The organism is Streptomyces sp. 7N604 (assembly GCF_052245475.1).
Taxonomy (GTDB): Bacteria; Actinomycetota; Actinomycetes; order Streptomycetales; family Streptomycetaceae; genus Streptomyces.
In genome coordinates this window covers 107,240-124,152 of record NZ_JBQQBX010000029.1, presented here as the reverse complement: position 1 = coordinate 124,152, position 16,913 = coordinate 107,240, and the positions used below count along the sequence as shown (strand labels likewise).

Genomic DNA, 16,913 nt, shown 5'->3' with positions numbered 1-16,913 from the left:
CCCTTGGAGGGGCAACCCCTTCAAGGGCGGAGCCCCCGAGCCCCGAGCCCCGAGCCCCGGCGACACCATGCCGCAAGACCACCGCCGCCCACCCATCCGGCCTCCGCCACACCCCGCCGGGGCCCCGGCCTCCGGCACGCCCAGCCCCGTCCCGCCCCCGGCCTCCGGCTTCGGCACACGCCATCCGCCCTCCAGCACGCCCCGCACCCGGCCGATGCCCCCGCCCCGACTCTCGTCACACCCTCCCGCCCCTTTTAGGGCGGGTGGTTCGGAAGAGGCCCGCGCCGCAGGCGCGGGGCACGAAGCGGGCTCCGGGCGGGCTCCGGGCGGGCTCCGGGCGGGCTCCGGGCGGGCTCCGGGCGGAAACCGGGACGCGGTGCCTGGGCCGGTGCGCTTCCGCGGGCGGGGCTACTCCTCTGCCGTTTGGGCTGTCAGGGCCGCGTCCGAGACGTCTGGGGTCGGGTGGCGGCGCAGGGCACGGAGGAGGTCGCGCCAGGGTTCGGACCAGCCCGAGCGGTCGCCGCCCGCCGTCGTCAGGGCGACGGCGAACAGGCCCGCCGCGTGCGTGCCGTCCCCCGCGAGGCGGGACGCGACCTCGCGGAGCGCGGCGTCCGTGCCCGACGCGCGGGCGTCATCGAGCCGGAGCCGCAGGGCCGCGGACGTACGTTCCGCGAGTGCCGGGCGGCCCTCGTGGAGGCGGGCGAGGCCGGAGAGCTGCTCGCCGAGGGCGGCCGGCCCGGCGTCCAGGTCCAAGGCGTCGACCAGGAGCCGTGCCGCGCTCGGCACGAACCCGCCATGGCGGGCGAGCCGTTCCGCCGTCTCCACCGCGACCGCGCGCGCCCCGTCGGGCCGCAGGACAGCGCGTACGGCGAGTCGCTCCACGAGGTGTTCGACGCGGCGTCGTGCAGGCCGGTCCCGCCCGGCACCGGCATCGGCGTACGGCCCCACAGGCGCGGGGTACGCGCCCGCGCCCGCACCCATGCCCGCACCCGCACCCATGCCCGCACCCGCGTACGCGCCCGCGCCCCCGTCCGCCGCGACCAGCGCCCCCAGTACGCCACCCAGCGCCGCAGCCGTCCCCTCCACCGACGTGGCGAGCGACACGAGACCGTCGGCCGCGGCACGCCACGTCCCGCGGTTGTCCAGGTCGGTGACGGCGGCCGCCAGTACGCCCGCCGCGTCCGGCGACCAGGGCGCCCAGCGCGCCAGCGCCCCGTAGGCGGACTCGGCGACCTCCCGGTCGTCGGTGTCGCTCGCCGCGGTCACCAGCCGTGCGTATCGCGCCCGTTGGTGTTCCGGCAGGTCGAGCGGTCCGGTGCGGAGGACGGCCTGCCTCAGCACGGGCGCTCCCGTCGCCGCGGACGCGGCCATGTCCCAGGCGCGCTCGTCGCCCAGCAGCCGGGCGGCGAAGGCCACGCACGCGGCCCGTACGTCGCGGTGCTGCCCGGGCAGCTCGTACGCCTCGGCGAGCAGCGCCGCGGCCTCCGATACGGGCAGCCGCGTGGCGGCCAGCCGCGCCGCCTCCTTCCTGCTGGTGACCTTCACGCCAAAGCCCCCCGCGCCGCCCCCGGCGCTGGCGGAAGCCGCGGCCCCCTCACCCGCGGCCCCCTCACCCGCGGCCCCCTCACCCGCGCTCCCGGCCCCCGCATCCCGAACCCCCGCCACCAGCACACCCCGAAGCATCCCGCTCAGCCGGGACGGCTCCACGTACCGGCTGGCCCGGGTCGCCGTGTACGCCGCCACCCGCGCCCGGTCGTCCCCCACCCGCTCCAGCAGCATCGCCATGGCCTCCCCCGGCCGGTCCGTCCACGCCAGCGACCCGAGGGCCGCCTCCGCGAGCTGCACGTCGGGCGAATCGGTCCAGCGGCGTACGGCGGCGGCGCCGAGTTCCGGGATCAGCGCGCCCTGCCGCAGAGCCGCCGTCCGCTGGTGGGGCTGCAGCGAGGCGTCGCCCATCGCCCGCGTCATCAGCCGCGCGGCCGCGGCCTGCTGGCGCGGCAGCCAGCGGTCGACGTACCGGCCGACCGGCGGCAGCCAGTGACCGCCCGGGTAGCGGAAGCGGCCGTGCGGCGGCGTGCTCGCCAGGACGGCGTCGAGGAGATCGGTGCGGCGGCGGGTCAGCACCGACAGCACCGGCTCCAGAACGGCCGCCGAGGAGTCCAGCGCAAGGATCCGCCCGACCCGCTCGTCCCGCGTCCGCGGGTCCTCCAGCCACAGGTCGATCGCGGTCCGTACGGTCGCGTCGTTCCCGAACTGCACGGCCTGCCACAGCAGTTCCTGCAGCTCCGGCATCCCGGCGGCGCGCCGCTGCCCGACCGCGCGCGCGAGGGCGAAGGTCAGCCCGTGGTCGACCTTCTCCGCGCCCGCCTCGAGCCAGGGCCGCAGCGCCTCGAAGACCTCGTGCTCCTGCCCGCGCCGCAGCGAGCGGTCGAGCCGCCCCAGGTCGGCGCCGCCGGTGTTCCCCGACAGCCGCACGAGCGTGCGCAGGGCCCAGCCGATGAGCTGCCGCTCCGCGGTGACGGCGTGCTCGCGCAGCAGCCCCACGGCGAGTTCGCTCAGGGCGCGGCGGGTCGCGAAGGAGGAGTCGCGGGACTGTATGGCGTCGGCGGCGATGCGGTCCAGGTACGGGGCGTCGTCGTCGGTGAAGCGGCCCGGCTGGACGCTGCGGAGGGCGGTCAGCGCGGCGGATCTGACCGGGTCGTGCTCGTTGCGCAGCCGCTCCATCTCGCGGAGCAGCCGCGGCAGCGCGGCGGGGTCGCCGGAGGCGGAGCGCGCGGCGTTGCGGATGAGCAGAGCCCAGGCCTCCGCCCGGTCGTCGGCCGCGGGCCTGCGGGTGGAAGCGACCAGGTCGTCCCAGGCCTCGTCGGCGGGCAGGTGGGCGACGGCGGCCAGGACGGCGAGGCCCACCGCCCCGCGCTCGCCCGCCTCCCGCTCGCCCGCCCCGCGCCGGCCCGCCTCCCGCTCGCCCACCTCTCGCTCACTCGCCTCCCGCTCAGCCGCCGCGCCCCCGACGCCCTCCCGCTCGCGCGCCAGTCGGGCGAGCCGCCGCCCCTCGGCCTCCCGGCGGCTGCGCGGCAGGAGGTCCAGTACGGAGTCGGGCACCGGGTCGTCGGCGAGCCCGCGCCCCGCGGCCACGGTGTCGTAGAAGCCGCTCCTGCGCGAAGGCGGCAGGGCCCGCAGCAACGCGGCCAGGAGCTCCGGATACGGGGCCCAGGCGCGCCCGAGGGCGTCGAACTCCGGCAGAGCGGGCTCGTGCCGGGCGAGGCGGCTCAGGACGGACGCGGGCAGCCCGCGGCAGCGCAGGGCCTCCGCGTGCCGCGGGTCGAGGAGAAGGCGGAGCGTGCGGCCGGGGGCGGCGTCGGTCATGGGGCCGAGGCACTGCCACAGCGGCCCGGGCAGCGGTCCCGTGCCGCCCCGCTCGAGCAATTCCAGAACGCGGTCGGGGCGGGCGTGCACGGTGGCGGCGACCGCCGGCGCGTACCGCTGCCACCAGGTTTCCCGCAGCGCCTCGGGCAACCCGGCGAGCTGCCGCCCCGCCTCGTCCAGTACGGCGTCGGGGTGGCGGGCCGCGAGTCCGCGCAGCCCGCCGGCGGCGTGGAACAGCTCGGGCAGCAGCCGTGCGACGGTCCCTGCGCCGCAGCCGGGCAGCAGCCTGGCCGCCTCGCGGTCGCCCCAGCGCTCCCGGTACGGGCCGATGAGCCGCTCCGCGAGGGCGGTGCGGCCGCTCCCGGGCCCGCGGCCGACGATGACCCGGACCAGCTCCCTGCGTATCGCCGCGGGCGCGTCCTCGAGCGCCGCCTCGAGGGCACCGTCGGAGACCGGCGCGGACTCGGCGGCGCGCAGGGCGTGGCCGCGCACCACCGCGTCCGGGTCGGCGAGCCGCGCCTCGAGGTAACCCGCGTCCCCTCCCACGGCCGCCGCCACGACGGCGAGCCGCTGCCCGTACGCGCCGCGCCGGGCGAGCTCGTCCAGCAACGGACTGAGCTGCCCGCTCTCCGCGGACTTCCGCGCGCGGGCGGCGAGTTCGCGCATGCGCTGCGGGTACGGGAGCGGGTCGAGCGCGGTGAGCAGCTCGTCCACGTGGCTGGGCGGGTCCTGCGGGATCCGATTCATGCCGGGGATTCTCCATGGAGGGCGGGTGCGGGGAGTAGAGGATTCGCCAGGGTGAAGTTCAGGATGGGTCCGCGTACCCGCGGGTACGAGCCGGTACGCCGGGTACGAGCCGATCACGCTTCCACAGGCCGTACGCCGGTCCGTACGCGGCCCCGTACACCGGTCCCTACGCAGGTCCGTCCGCAGGTCCGTCCGCAGTCCGTCCGCCCGCATATCGTCGAGAGGGAACCACCGTGCCCAGCAAGAAGGCGTTGATCCGCCGCCCCAGTCCGCGCCTCGCGGAGGGCATCGTCACCCATATCGAGCGGTCGCCGGTGGACTACGGGCGGGCGCTGAGCCAGTGGGAGGGCTACGTCGGGGCGCTGCAGGCGCACGGCTGGGAACCGTTCGAGGTGGAGCCCGCCCACGACTGCCCGGACAGCGTGTTCATCGAGGACACGGTGGTCGTCTACCGGAACGTGGCGCTGATCGCCCGCCCCGGCGCGGATGCCCGCAAGCCGGAGACGACGGAGGTCGAGGAGGCCGTGGCGCGGCTCGGCTGCTCGATCAACTGGGTGTGGGAGCCGGGCACGCTCGACGGCGGTGACGTCCTCAAGATCGGCGACACGATCTATGTGGGGCGGGGCGGGCGGACGAACGCCGCCGGGGTGCAGCAGCTGCGGGCCGCCTTCGAGCCGCTGGGGGCCCGGGTGATCGCCGTTCCCGTCAGCAAGGTGCTCCACCTGAAGTCGGCGGTGACGGCGCTTCCGGACGGCACGGTCATCGGACACCCGCCGCTCGTCGACGACCCGTCGCTGTTTCCGCACTTCCTGCCGGTGCCGGAGGAGTCGGGCGCGCATGTGGTGCTGCTGGGCGGCGGGAAGCTGCTGATGGCGACGAGCGCGCCGAAGACCGCGGAGCTGCTGGGCGGGCTCGGCTACGAGCCGGTGCCGGTGGACATCGGCGAGTTCGAGAAGCTGGAGGGCTGCGTGACGTGTCTGTCGGTGCGGCTCCGGGACCTGTACGCGTAGTGCCTCGCCTGTACGGGGAGCGCCGCACGCAGACACAGCGCCATGACCCTGGACACGTAACGGGACAGAACGACCTACACACCCCCCACTCTTGGCCAGAACCTTACGGTGCCTTTAACCTACGGCTTCGTAACCTACGCAGCCGTAGCTGTTCTGCATGCCTGCCTTCGGCATGCCCGCGCGCGTCCCCCAGGAGCCACCGTGAGCATCACCCCCGCCCCGCTCGTCTCGTCGTCGGAGGCGTGGAGTGACGCCCGGCTGCTGTACGCGCTGGAGGAGGTCGTCGAGACCGAGCTCAACCGCCACCTCAAGATCGCCAAGGAGTGGATGCCGCACGAGTACGTGCCGTGGAGCGACGGCCGGAACTTCGACGGCCCGCTCGGCGGCGAGCCGTGGGCACCCGAGCAGTCGAAGGTCAGCGACATCGGCCGGATAGCCCTGGTGGTGAACCTGCTCACCGAGGACAACCTCCCCAGCTACCACCACGAGATCGCCACCCTCTTCGGCCGCGACGGCGCCTGGGGCACCTGGGTGCACCGCTGGACCGCGGAGGAGGGCCGGCACGGCATCGTCATGCGCGACTATCTGCTCACCTCGCGGGCCGTCGACCCGGTGGAGCTGGAGCGCTTCCGCATGGCGCACATGTCGGAGGGCTTCGAGTCCGACAACCGGCACAGCATGCTGCACTCGGTCGCGTACGTGGCCTTCCAGGAGCTCGCGACCCGCATCTCGCACCGCAACACCGGCCACCACTCGGGCGACCCGGTGTGCGACCGGATGCTGGCCCGGATCGCCACCGACGAGAACCTGCACATGGTCTTCTACCGGAACCTGCTGGCCAAGGCGTTCGAGCTGGCCCCCGACCAGACCATGTCCGCGGTCCGCGACGTCGTCGTGAACTTCCGCATGCCGGGCCACGGCATGCCCGGCTTCGAGCGTGCCGCCGCCCAGATGGCCATCGGCGGGATCTACAACCTGCGCATCCACCACGACGACGTACTGCAGCCGGTGCTGCGGTACTTGAAGGTGCTGGAGATCTCGGGTCTTGGCCCCGAGGGCCTGAAGGCGCAGGAGGAACTGGGCCTGTTCATGGGCGGCCTGGACACTCAGGCGACGAAGTTCGACGAGCGTCGCGAGGCGCTGCTCGCCCGCCGGGCGGCACGGGCGGCGTCCGCCTGACGAGACGTCTCGACGACGCGCACCGCGGAAGCCGCCTCCTCGTACGCCGGCGGGCGGGGCGGTACAGCGCCGGCCCCTCGTACGGACTCAGGTCACCAGGTCCTCGTCCCCCGCAGGGGCATTCCGGCCGGCCACGGCAAGACGCAGCTGTTCCTCCTCCACGATCCGGCGGGCCAGGGACTGCTCGGAGATGTCGACGGCCTCGGGCGTCGACTCGGCGACATCGCTGCGCCGCGCGTACGCGTCGAAGAGTCGGCTCTTCGAGCTGAGGATCTCCAGCATCCGCTGGTCGATGCTGTCGGTGGTCAGCAGGCGGTGGACCTGAACGTGGCGGACCTGGCCCATGCGGTGGGCACGCGCCACGGCCTGGGTCTCCATGGTGGGTTTCACCTGCGGTTCGCAGAGGACGACGATGGACGCGGCCTGCATGTTGAGGCCCACCCCACCGGCCTGGATCTGGCTGAGCAGGACCGCGTGGCCAGGGGCTGCGGCGAACTCGTCGACCAGCTCCTGGCGTCTGACGGCGGTCAGACTGCCGGTGATAGGGCCGTGGGTCAGGCTGTGAGTGGGGCCGTGGGCCCGGCCGGGGGCGCGGGATACGAGCGCTTCGTGCACGGTGCTCAGGACGTCGCGGAAGTAGGAGAACACGACGACCTTGAGGTCGTTCTCGGCCGCCTCACCGACGATCTCCAGCAGACGATTGAGCTTGGCGGAGTCGGCGGGCTCGGCGTAGGCGGCGCGGCGCATGGCCATGAAATTGCCGTCGTCGACGGCCGTGCGATAGGCGCTCAGGTCGGAGCGGGTGAACTCCTCCCACTCGTCGACCTGCACGAGCTCGGGAAGTTCGGTGAGGACGTCCTGCTGATTGCGGCGCAGGTAGGCGGGGGCGACCGCTTTCCGGAAGGCCTGGGAGCCCGCGACGGCGTCGCCGTGCCGGATATGCGGTACGAGGCCGGGCTGAAGGTAGTGGACGAGATTGCGGAACTCCTCGACCCGGTTCTCCATCGGCGTACCGGTGAGAAACAGGACGTGGTCGGTGCGCCCCGTCCATTCGGCGACCGTCCGGGAGCGGCGGGCTTCCGGGTTCTTGACGTAGTGGGCCTCATCGACGACGAGCATGCCGAGCGGAACGTCGTCCGGGATGGGCAGGGAGTGCAGCGCGTCGAAGGTGGTGACGGCGACATCGCCCTGCTCGATCCACTCGTCGAGGGCCGTTTGACGGTACGGGCCGTGCACCCGGTAGGCGTCGAGGGCGCTGCGGGCCTCGATCTCGCGGATCCAGTTGATCAGCACGCTGGCCGGGCAGACCACCAGGAAGTGGGTCAGTCCTTGTGACTTGAGATGCGCGAGGGCGGCGATGGCCTGGATCGTCTTGCCCAGGCCCATCTCATCCCCGATGATCACGCGCCGCCGGGCGAGGGCGAAGCGCGCGCCGAAGGCCTGGTAACCGCGCAGTGAGACACGGCGATGGGTGTCGTCCAGCGGCTGGGCGCGGACCTGGTCCGAGATATCGGTCGGGAGGTAGCCCTCGGAAGCCTGGGCGTCCGGCGCCATGCCGGCGATCTCGCCCAGCAGGCGGTAGTACTCGGCGGAGCGGAGCTCGAAGTCGATCCAGGCTTCGGTGGCGTCAGCGGGCGGGCGCAGCAGGTCTGCTGACGCCTGGGCGAGGAGGAGGTGTTGCTCCCGGGTCGCGGACTCGGCGACCAGGCCGCCGATCCGCGCGACCGCGTCCTGCGCCTCCCTGCGCCGCCGCTGCCCGGCGAGCAGCATCCGCAGCCGTCCCCGGGCCGGGCGGGCAGCGGGCAGGAGGCCCGCGAGTTCTCCGGCGATCCGCTCTGCCGAGTCCACGGCGCGGGCGGTGTCGGGGCCGGCGTTCACCATGCGGTGAAGCGCGACGACCAGCGCGGTGGTCCGGGAATCGTCGGTCGCGTCGATGTCGATACGGACGGCAACGCTGTCCCATACGGCTCCGGCGATCTGCCGGGCAGCGGAGATCGCCTGGCTCGCGCTCTGTGCGCCTATTCCCGGGATCTGCTGCAGCGCGTACGGCCGCGCGTCCAGGACTTGCCGGACCGTGGAGTACCCCGCCTGCTCAAGGGCTCCGAGCCGCAACCGCCCTCCGGTGACGTCCTTGAGCCTGGACACGGGGATGCCGTCGAGCTCATGGGCGACCAGCCTTTCCCTCAGAGGGGACAGGGCTCGCTCGATATCCGCACGGACTCGGGCATGGTCGGAGAGAACGGTCCGAGCGGCGGCGAGAAGCGCCTCGGCCCGCCGCAGCAGAGATTTGGCGCCCCTCCCGACGGACACCGGCTGCTGCTCCGCCCCCACCCCGTCCATGACGCCCCTTGAGATCCATGTGCCGCTTCGGGCACATGATTCCACCCTCAGGGCAGGGGGACCTCGGCCCAGACCGTTTTGCCGACGGGGTCACGGGGTTCGGTGCCCCAGCGGGTGGCGAGGGCGTCGACGAGGAGCAGCCCGCGGCCGCACTCGGCGCCGGGCTCGGCCTCACCGCCGCCCCGCACGGGGACCTTCTCGCCGCGCGCGTCCGACACGTCGATCCGCAGGACGGCCGGGTCCGGCCGGTCCGGACCGGTGACGAGCGTCAAGCAGAGCCTGAAGTCACGCCCGGGTACGCGACCGTGGCGCACGGCATTCGCTGCCAGCTCGGCGACGAGGAGGGCGGCGGTGTCGCACATCTCGCTGTCGTGCGGCCAGCCCCACGCGACGAGTTGGCGAACGGCAGACATCCGGGCGAGACGCGCGCCGCGCGGGGTCGAGCTGAACTGCTGGGTGAACGTGGTTGCCGGGAGGGTGATTTCGGGCTTCATGTCACCGAGCGTGGTCGGCCGAATATAGCCTGACCAGGGAAAGACCCGGTACGGAGCGTGAGTTGTACGGACACGGACGGTTGCCTGTCCGGCCCGGCGGCCGTAACCGGGTGCGCGGGCGTGTGCGTAAGGCGGTAGGCAGCAATGGCAATGGATGACCGGGGCCGTGAACAGCGTCCGGAGCCCCCGGAGGACGCGGACGGCGCGACGGACCTCTTCCGGGCGATCGGCAAGCAGGTGAAGCTGCTGCGGGAGCGGGCGGGCTGGACCCAGAAGGAGTTGGGCGACCGGCTGGGATACGGGGAGGACCAGATCTCCTCCCTGGAGCGCGGGCGCCGTACGCCGCAGCCGGAGTTCCTGGAGGCGGCGGACGAACTGCTGGGTGCGGGCGGGCTGTTGAAAGCCCAGAAGGAGGACGTCGTACGGGCAAAGGCACGGGCTCGCGTACGGCACCCGGCGTGGTTCCGGGACTATGCGCGGCTGGAGGCGGATGCGGTGGAGTTGCACCACTACAGCAACCAGATCGTGCCTGGGCTGCTTCAGACCGAGGACTACGCGCGGGCGATCTTCTCCATGCGCAGGCCGCTTCTCGACGAGCAGACGATCGAGCGCAGGGTCGCCGACCGCGTCGCCCGCCAAGAGATGTTCGACCGCTGGCCCGCCCCGGTAGCGAGCTTCGTCCTCGAGGAGGTGATCCTGCATCGTCCGCTCGGCGGACGGGCAGTGCAGGCGGCGCAGCTCAAGCAGTTGCTCCGAATCGGCCGACTGCGGACGGTCGAGCTCCAGGTCATGCCAACGGATCGCGAGGAACATCCGAGCACGGGTGGTCCGTTCATCTTGCTGACCCCCAAGGGAAGGAGGCAGGTGGCGTACACGGAGGTCCAGGGCCAAAACCGTCTGATTATCGACCCTGAAGAGGTCCGCATCATCGCCTCGCGATATGGCATCCTCCGAGCACAGGCCCTCACTCCACGTGAGTCTCTGGCCCTGGTCGAGAAGTTGCTGGGAGAGCTATGAATACCGAAGAACTCGCCTGGTTCAAGAGCAGCTACAGCGACGGTGAAGGCGGTGACTGCGTCGAGGTCGCCACCTCCCCAGACACCGTCCACGTCCGGGACTCCAAGGACCCGCAGGGCCCCCAGCTCTCCTTCACCCCCGAAAGGTGGGCGGAGTTCGTGGAGTTCGCCTCCACGCTCTGAGACTCGCCGGCGCGTTCACGGCGAGGGCCTTGAAAAACGTGTAGTGGAAGGTCCCACCGTCGTCCGCGGTCCTGCGCAGATCGGCGATGCCCCGCTGCCAGTCGGTCGCCGTGGTGAGGCCCGCGGCCAGCGCGTCGTCCTGGACGGACTCGATCATGGCGATGAAGGTGTCCCTGGTGAAGCCCTCGACCAGGGCGGGCCTGGTGCCGTCGGCGTAGACCGTGCGCGGGTGGACCATGACCTCGTCGTATCCGGCATCGGTCAGCAGTGGCTGCAGCTGCCGACCGATCAGGGGGTTGCCGCCGACGGCGGTCTGCAGCCGGATCTGGCAGTCGATCGCCGCGCGGGCGTGGGCGCTGTCGGGGTGGAAGACCGCCGATCCGTGGTCCCCCTCGATCACGGTGATCGTGCCCCCGGGTCGCAGTACCCGTCGTACTCCGGCCAGCGCTCGCCGGGGCTCCCGCAGATGCTCCAGGACGAAGCAGACAAAGACGTGGTCGAACTCCGCGTCGCGGAAGGGCAGATCGAACAGGTCGGCGCGGCGCCACTCCACGTCCGCCCCCGTGGCGTGGGCTGCCACATGGGCTCGGGCCTGGGCCAGAGACGCGTCGGAGTGGTCGACGGCAACGATGCGCGCTCCCGGGCTGGCGGCGGCCAGATGCACTGTCTGGGCGCCGACACCGCAACCCACCTCCAGCACGCGGCTCCCTGCGGGGAACGCCGTGCCGGCATGCAGCAGTGCCGCCAACGTGTCCGCCTGGTCGACCAACCGGCGGGTCTCCGTCTCCGAATACCCGTGCACATAGCCGATCGTCATCACGCCTCACCGTTTTGCATTCGCCATTTCCGTCCGTGCCGGTGGTTCCACCCTGCTGTGACAATGGCCCTGTGCACAGGTCCGACAGCGAGGCTTCTGACAGAGCCAAAAAGCCCGGAGCCGACTTCCTGCAGCTGAACACCGACCAGGCGCCGGTGGGCGGGCTGACCGATTGGCTGGCTTCGCAGCTTCGGCTCGCGATCTCCGACGGCCGCTTGCCGGTGGGCAGCAGACTGCCCGCCACGCGGGTGCTGGCAGCAGAGCTGCGGGTATCCCGCGGCGTCGTCACCGAGGCGTACCAGCGCCTGAGCGAAGACGGACAGGTCGCCGGGCGCGGGCGCAACGGGACGGTCGTCATCGCCGCCCCCCTGCCGACCCCGGCGCCACCGCGTCCACACCCGACCGCGGAACCGCCCTCCCCGAAGGCGCTGTTCGCCGCCACACCCGGCGCAGACGTCTTCGACGCGCTACGAGCACTGCCGGTTCGGGTCGATCTGTCACCCGGCACGCCGGACCTGACGGCCTTCCCGAGGACGGCCTGGCTACGCGCCGAACGCTCCGTACTCGGCGGCCTCGCGGCCTCCGGCTTCGGGTACGGGGACCCCCGCGGTTCGCCCGAGCTGCGTCGTGCCGTCGCGAACTGGCTGGCCCGCAACCGGGGGGTCCGGGTGGACCCGGACGAGGTGCTCATCGTCGCCGGTACCGCCCAGATGCTCACCCTTTTCGCGCAGGTACTCCGCGATGAGGGGATCCGCGAGGTGGCGGTGGAGGACCCCGGATCGCTCGGAGCCCGCCAGCACCTGAACAGTCGGCAGGTGGACACCCCGCCGGTCCCGGTCGACGCGGAAGGTGTCCGCGTCGATGAGCTCCGCGCCACGGGCGCTCACGTCGTGCTCCTGACCCCGGCTCATCAGTTCCCCACGGGAGTGGTACTCGGCGGCGTCAGGCGCGGCGAGCTGATGCGCTGGGCTGTCGAGGGCGGACTGATCATCGAGGACGACTACGATGCCGAGCACCGTTACGACCGGCCTCCGGTCCCCGCTCTGCGTTCCATGCTCCCGGAACACGTCGTCTACGCGGGGAGCGTGTCCAAGCTCCTCGCTCCCGCGCTGAGAGTGGGGTGGGTCCTCGCACCACCGAAGTACCGGGACGCCCTTGTGGAGGCCAAGCGGTACGCCGACCTGGGCAACGCCGTACTGCCGCAGCTCGTTCTGGCGCGGTTGATGGAATCGGGCGAGCTGGAACGCCATCTGCGCCTCCTGCGCGGCCGCCACCGCCGCCGCCGGGACACCATGATCGAGGCGATCGCAAAGCACCTTCCGGGGTCGGTCGTACACGGCGCCGCAGCGGGCCTGCACCTGATGATCACGCTCGACGGCGCCGAGTTCACCGACACCGACCTCGCGGCCGCCGCGCTCGCCGAGGGAGTGAAGGTCCAGCCGCTGTCGTGGCACACCCAGAACCCTCATAGCCCGCCAGGGCTTGTACTGGGCTATGCCGCGAGGACGCCGACCGACATCGACGAGGGAGTGGCGACCCTCGGGAATGTCCTGCGGCGGCTGGCCTGACGTGCTTTCAGGATTCAGAAACCCTTGCGCCACAGCCAGATGCGCCGGGCCGTCCGGCGGCGGGCGAGGAAGCGGGCGGGGCCGCGGAGTTTGGGCGGATGGTCCATGTGTTCCAGGCCGTCGGCCAGGGAGTTGACGACATTCCGCACCAGCTTGCGGCCCCGCCCCCTGGGCTGGCGCTTGAGCTCATCCAGCAGCTTGGGCCAGGAGATGTTCAGCATCCTGTCGACCTGCGCGGTGAGCTGGTCCACCTCGACACCCTCGCTCTTGAGGACGGCCCGCTGCGTCTCCTCCACCCAGTCCGGGCCCTTGCCGAGCACCTTGCCCAGGTGGGCGACGGCGTCGAGGCGGCCGATCAGCCAGTCCCAGTCCCGCCAGGAGGGGTCGCCGAAGGCGCCGAAGTGGTGGAGCTGCGTGCCGTAGAGCTTGCTTTCCGCCTTGATTTTGACCCGGGTGTTCAAACTCGGGCCCAGAATGGGCGATTCCACGTCAGGCCCGAGTCGTAGGAACTCGAACGGCGGCACCGGGCAGACCGGGGACCGGGCGTGAAAGGCGCGGGAGATCACCTCGACGCTCAGCGCGTACCGCAGGATGTCATGCGCACCGAACCTGGTCTGAGCAGCGCTCTTGTAGGCATCCACGGCTTGGCGGACCAGCCACGCGAGCGTTTCCGGTGCGCGCAGGCTCTCGAGCGAGCGGTTCATGGCGATCAGGGCCGCGACGTCATCCGTTGCGTCCGCCTTCGCCAGCTCGGTCCGCTGAGCCCGGACGATCTCCTCACTCACGGCGTCGATACGGGGAATCCACTCCCTGCTCAGACCGGCGAGGCCGCCGCAGAGGGCGGTCCGCGCTCCGGCCGGCATGGTTTCGTCGGCCGAGTCGAGGCGTCTGCGCAGGTCGCGGAGGAGCAGGCGCACCGTCTGGCTCGCCCCGGTCACGCCCCACCGCCACGGGTCCGCGGCGAGGTCCCGGTCGAGGTCGGTGGCGGGGCCGGGGACCCACAGCGGGGCCGCCGGCAGGTCACGCCCCGCGGCCCTGGTCGGGGCGAGCGAGGAAGTGGCGACCAGCCGGCGGGCCTCGAACATGTCGCCGACGGTTCTCGCCCGGCAGTAAGTGGGCAGCAGCGTCCTGGCCGCAGCGGTCGCCCGCTCGCGCCGTTCGTCGGCGGCAGCCGCATCCCGGGCATCGCCGGGCTCGTCCAGCAGACTGCCGAAGAACTCGGTGCCGTCGCCCCAGAGCCCGTCCGCCTGGCCGAGCAGGGACTGGATGCCTTCCACGTCCGCCCGGAAGTCCGCCTCCCTCGGATACTGGATCGCGGAGGAGACGATCTCCGTCCACCGGGGCATGGGGAGCGGACCCGCCGGTGCGGTCGCGGCTGCTGTCGCGGCGGCGGAGGCCTGGCTGCCGGAGGAGGGCACCACGTAGACCAGCAGCCTCCGCACCGGCCCGGACAGTTCGCGGCTCGCGATGGCCTGCAGTACGGGCGCGAAGGGGGCGTTGTCGAGGACTCCGCCGTCGATGAGCCACGCGGGGCCGCCCACGCGTGGCTCATCCACACGGAGCTCCTGGAGCCCGGTCTCGTCGACCGGCGCGAAGGCCACGGGGTACGAGGCGGAGGCGCGGGCGGCGGAGACGAGAGCCTCGGGGAAGCCGTTCTTGATGCCGAAGTCGTTGCGCGACAGCTTCTCGAACGCGTCCTGACGTGGCTCCAGACCGGCGACCACCGCGTGGTACCGGTACTTGTCCACGCGCCTCTCGAAGCGGAAGATCCGGCGGTGATCGGCGCAGGACAGCGCATTGCCGAACGCGTCGACGTACGTCTGCGCCTCCGGCCCCGTCGACGTCGCCGTCACGAACAGGCTGACCGGCCTGTCCTCGGCCCCCGCCGCTCCCTCGGCTCCCTCCCCTCCCTCCGCCTCCGGGATGCTCTCGATGAAGGATCTGATCGCCGAGGCGAAGTGATCGCCGCTGAGGACGGAGGGACGGGGCCGGTCGCCAGGCCGGGGAAGGAGCTTGCCGAACTCCAGTGACGCGTCGTTGCGCCAGACGTTCTTCAGCTTCGGCCCATGGGAGTTCCTGCGCTTCGCGGGCTTGTCCGGGAGGGCGTCGAGGGCGGTGCCCCGCGCGATGGCGGTGGCGAGCAGCGTGCCGTTCAGCCCGCCGGCGCTGGTACCCGCGACCACGTCGACGACGACGCGGCGCTTCGGCCCGTCCGGCGACCCGCCGCACGCCTCGCGCCACCGCTCGAAGACGGGCCGGTCCTCGGGGCGCACCGTCTTGGGTCCCACCTGCGGATCGGAGGCCCGGCGCAGCAGATCGATCTCGTGGGTGACCCCGCCCATCCATACGGCCAGGCTCACGCCGCCATTCATCACCAGCGCGAGCCGGATCTCCTCGTCAGTCGCAACGCTCATGTGGCCACCCTCGCCGCCGCGCCGTACGCACGCATGCGGTGACGAGCCGATCGGGCGTCGGCTCATCGAGCCGGCCGCTGCCCCGGCCTCAGTCCAGGATCACGCCCAGCAGATACAGTCCGTCGCAGTCCGCCCGCCCCAGATCGGTGGCCGGGCGGCCATCAGGACGGAGGCCCCTCCCCCGGCAGGCCGGGGAAGGGATCTGCCGTCACGCCGGCCCCTTGATCAGGTCCGCGCACTTCTCGCCGATCATCATCGTCGTGATGCACGGGTTGACCGCCGTCAGGAACGGCATGATCGACGCGTCGGCGACCCTCAGCCCGGTGACTCCCTTGACCTTCAGCCGCGGGTCGAGCGGCGCGTCCGGGTCCTCGGGCGCTCCCATCCGTGCCGTGCACGCCGGGTGGTAAACGGTGTTGTGGGTCTTGCGGATGTAGTCGAAGAACTCGTCGTCCGACTGCGCCCCAGGGCCGGGAGCCAGTTCGGTGCCCGCCCAGTCCGCCAGCGGCTGCTGCTCCGCGATCCGCCGCGCGAGCCGGAGCCCGTACGTCATGACCCGGACGTCGTGCTCGTGCGTGAAGTAGCGGGGGTCGACCTTCGGCTTGTCGCGGAAGTCGCGGGTGCGGAGCCGGACGGTGCCGGTGGAGCGGGCCCGCGTGACGTTCGGGGTGAGGCAGAAGGCGTTCTCGGAGGTCGGATAGCCGCGCCGGTAGGTGTTCATGTCGAAGGGCACCGAGCCGTAGTGGAACATCAGGTCCGGCCGGTCCAGGCCCGTTTCGGTGTCGTAGAAGATGCCGATCTCCCACCACTGCCTGGAGGAGGTGACCATGGGCTGCCTGGCGTCCCACATGATGACGCCCTCCGGGTGGTCCTGGAGGTTACCGCCGACCCCGGGGGCGTCCGCCCGCACCTCGACGCCCGTCTCACGCAGGTGCTCCGCAGGTCCGATCCCGGACAGCATGAGCAGCTTCGGGGTGTCGATGGCCCCACAGGAGACGATGACTTCCCGCCGCGCCCCGACCGCCAGCGTATGGATCAGGTCGGGCGCCAGGTACTCCACTCCCGTGCAGCGCCCGGCATCGTCCAGGACCAGGCGCTTGGCCTGCAGCCCGGTGCGGATGTCGAGGTTCGGCCGCTTGCCGAGGACCGGGTGCAGATACGAGACCGAGGCCGAGGAACGTACGCCGTCCTCGCGGGCGTTGATCTGGAACCAGTTCGCGCCGCGCACCACCGTCCTGCCGGTGTTGAAGGGCGTGGTGGGGATGTCGACCGCGGCGCAGGCCTCCAGGAGCGCGCGCCCGCACGGGTCGTACGGCGGGACCGTACGGAGGATCACCGGGCCGTTCCTGCCGTGGTGGTCGCCGGGCGCGTCGTTGGACTCGAGCCGCTGGAAGAGAGGGAAGGTGTGCTTCGCGCCCCACCCCGTACAGCCCTGGGCCTCCCACTCGTCGAGGTCCTCCGCCGGGGCCCAGAAGGCGATACAGGAGTTGTGGGAGGAGCAGCCGCCGAGCACCTTGGCGCGGGCGTGCCGCAGGAAGCTGTTGCCGGACTCCTGGGGCTCCACGGGGTAGTCCCAGTCGTAGCCGGACTCCAGCAGGGTCATCCACCGGTCGAGGCGGAGGATGTTCTCGTCGTCGACGTCGGACGGTCCCGCTTCGAGGAGGCAGACGGTGACGTCCGGGTCCTCCGACAGCCGGGCCGCGACGACGGATCCGGCCGTGCCGCCGCCGACGACCACGTAGTCGAACGAGCCCCCGTCCACGGTCGGATCATCCATGG

Annotated in this window: 11 protein-coding genes; 5 read left to right on the top strand and 6 right to left on the bottom strand. The window is 72.2% G+C overall.

Annotation, left to right across the window (positions count from 1 at the left end; all coding sequences use genetic code 11):
• Positions 1 to 408: 408 nt before the first annotated feature.
• Complete coding sequence (locus tag ACTWP8_RS29060; RefSeq protein WP_443325057.1) at positions 409 to 4,113, bottom strand: hypothetical protein; 3,705 nt, start codon at positions 4,111 to 4,113, stop codon at positions 409 to 411.
• A gap of 233 nt (positions 4,114 to 4,346) precedes the next feature.
• On the opposite strand from ACTWP8_RS29060, the gene ddaH reads away from it, so the two are divergent.
• Both ddaH and ACTWP8_RS29050 read left to right on the top strand, forming a co-directional pair.
• The gene (ddaH, locus tag ACTWP8_RS29055) at positions 4,347 to 5,123 is read left to right on the top strand and encodes a dimethylargininase (protein WP_443325056.1); all 777 of its coding nucleotides are present in this window, start codon (positions 4,347 to 4,349) and stop codon (positions 5,121 to 5,123) included.
• 207 nt (positions 5,124 to 5,330) lie between these two features.
• A complete protein-coding gene (locus ACTWP8_RS29050; protein WP_443325066.1) occupies positions 5,331 to 6,302 on the top strand; it encodes an acyl-ACP desaturase in 972 nt (323 codons plus the stop codon).
• Between the two features lie 87 nt (positions 6,303 to 6,389).
• Here the strand turns inward: ACTWP8_RS29050 and ACTWP8_RS29045 are convergent, their stop codons facing one another.
• Together ACTWP8_RS29045 and ACTWP8_RS29040 are read right to left on the bottom strand one after the other, a co-directional pair.
• A complete protein-coding gene (locus ACTWP8_RS29045) occupies positions 6,390 to 8,642 on the bottom strand; it encodes a DEAD/DEAH box helicase (protein WP_443325055.1) in 2,253 nt (750 codons plus the stop codon).
• A gap of 47 nt (positions 8,643 to 8,689) precedes the next feature.
• A complete protein-coding gene (locus ACTWP8_RS29040) occupies positions 8,690 to 9,136 on the bottom strand; it encodes an ATP-binding protein (protein WP_443325054.1) in 447 nt (148 codons plus the stop codon).
• A 150-nt stretch (positions 9,137 to 9,286) separates the two neighbouring features.
• On the opposite strand from ACTWP8_RS29040, the gene ACTWP8_RS29035 reads away from it, so the two are divergent.
• Positions 9,287 to 10,153 (top strand): helix-turn-helix domain-containing protein, encoded by an 867-nt coding sequence (locus ACTWP8_RS29035; protein ID WP_443325065.1) that lies wholly within the window; start codon positions 9,287 to 9,289, stop codon positions 10,151 to 10,153.
• Positions 10,150 to 10,335 (top strand): DUF397 domain-containing protein, encoded by a 186-nt coding sequence (locus tag ACTWP8_RS29030; protein ID WP_443325053.1) that lies wholly within the window; start codon positions 10,150 to 10,152, stop codon positions 10,333 to 10,335. The genes ACTWP8_RS29035 and ACTWP8_RS29030 overlap by 4 nt, the downstream gene beginning before the upstream one ends.
• Here the strand turns inward: ACTWP8_RS29030 and ACTWP8_RS29025 are convergent.
• On the bottom strand, positions 10,286 to 11,152 hold the full coding sequence (locus ACTWP8_RS29025) for a methyltransferase domain-containing protein (RefSeq protein ID WP_443325052.1): 867 nt from the start codon (positions 11,150 to 11,152) through the stop codon (positions 10,286 to 10,288). The genes ACTWP8_RS29030 and ACTWP8_RS29025 overlap by 50 nt on opposite strands.
• Positions 11,153 to 11,223: 71 nt before the next feature.
• On the opposite strand from ACTWP8_RS29025, the gene pdxR reads away from it, so the two are divergent.
• A complete protein-coding gene (gene pdxR / locus ACTWP8_RS29020; RefSeq protein WP_443325051.1) occupies positions 11,224 to 12,720 on the top strand; it encodes a MocR-like pyridoxine biosynthesis transcription factor PdxR in 1,497 nt (498 codons plus the stop codon).
• A 14-nt stretch (positions 12,721 to 12,734) separates the two neighbouring features.
• On the opposite strand, the gene ACTWP8_RS29015 is transcribed toward pdxR, so the two are convergent.
• On the bottom strand, positions 12,735 to 15,134 hold the full coding sequence (locus ACTWP8_RS29015) for a DUF3376 domain-containing protein (RefSeq protein WP_443325050.1): 2,400 nt from the start codon (positions 15,132 to 15,134) through the stop codon (positions 12,735 to 12,737).
• A gap of 208 nt (positions 15,135 to 15,342) precedes the next feature.
• Positions 15,343 to 16,911: a GMC family oxidoreductase gene (locus ACTWP8_RS29010; protein WP_443325049.1), complete on the bottom strand. Its 1,569-nt coding sequence runs from the start codon at positions 16,909 to 16,911 to the stop codon at positions 15,343 to 15,345.
• Positions 16,912 to 16,913: the final 2 nt, after the last annotated feature.

Coding starts and splice junctions, on each gene's coding strand:
- ACTWP8_RS29045 (WP_443325055.1), bottom strand. CDS start 8,642: ATGGACGGGGTGGGGGCGGAGCAGCAGCCGGTGTCCGTCGGGAGGGGC.
- ACTWP8_RS29025 (WP_443325052.1), bottom strand. CDS start 11,152: ATGACGATCGGCTATGTGCACGGGTATTCGGAGACGGAGACCCGCCGG.
- ACTWP8_RS29030 (WP_443325053.1), top strand. CDS start 10,150: ATGAATACCGAAGAACTCGCCTGGTTCAAGAGCAGCTACAGCGACGGT.
- ACTWP8_RS29035 (WP_443325065.1), top strand. CDS start 9,287: ATGGATGACCGGGGCCGTGAACAGCGTCCGGAGCCCCCGGAGGACGCG.
- ACTWP8_RS29060 (WP_443325057.1), bottom strand. CDS start 4,113: ATGAATCGGATCCCGCAGGACCCGCCCAGCCACGTGGACGAGCTGCTC.
- ACTWP8_RS29010 (WP_443325049.1), bottom strand. CDS start 16,911: ATGGATGATCCGACCGTGGACGGGGGCTCGTTCGACTACGTGGTCGTC.
- ACTWP8_RS29040 (WP_443325054.1), bottom strand. CDS start 9,136: ATGAAGCCCGAAATCACCCTCCCGGCAACCACGTTCACCCAGCAGTTC.
- ACTWP8_RS29015 (WP_443325050.1), bottom strand. CDS start 15,134: ATGAGCGTTGCGACTGACGAGGAGATCCGGCTCGCGCTGGTGATGAAT.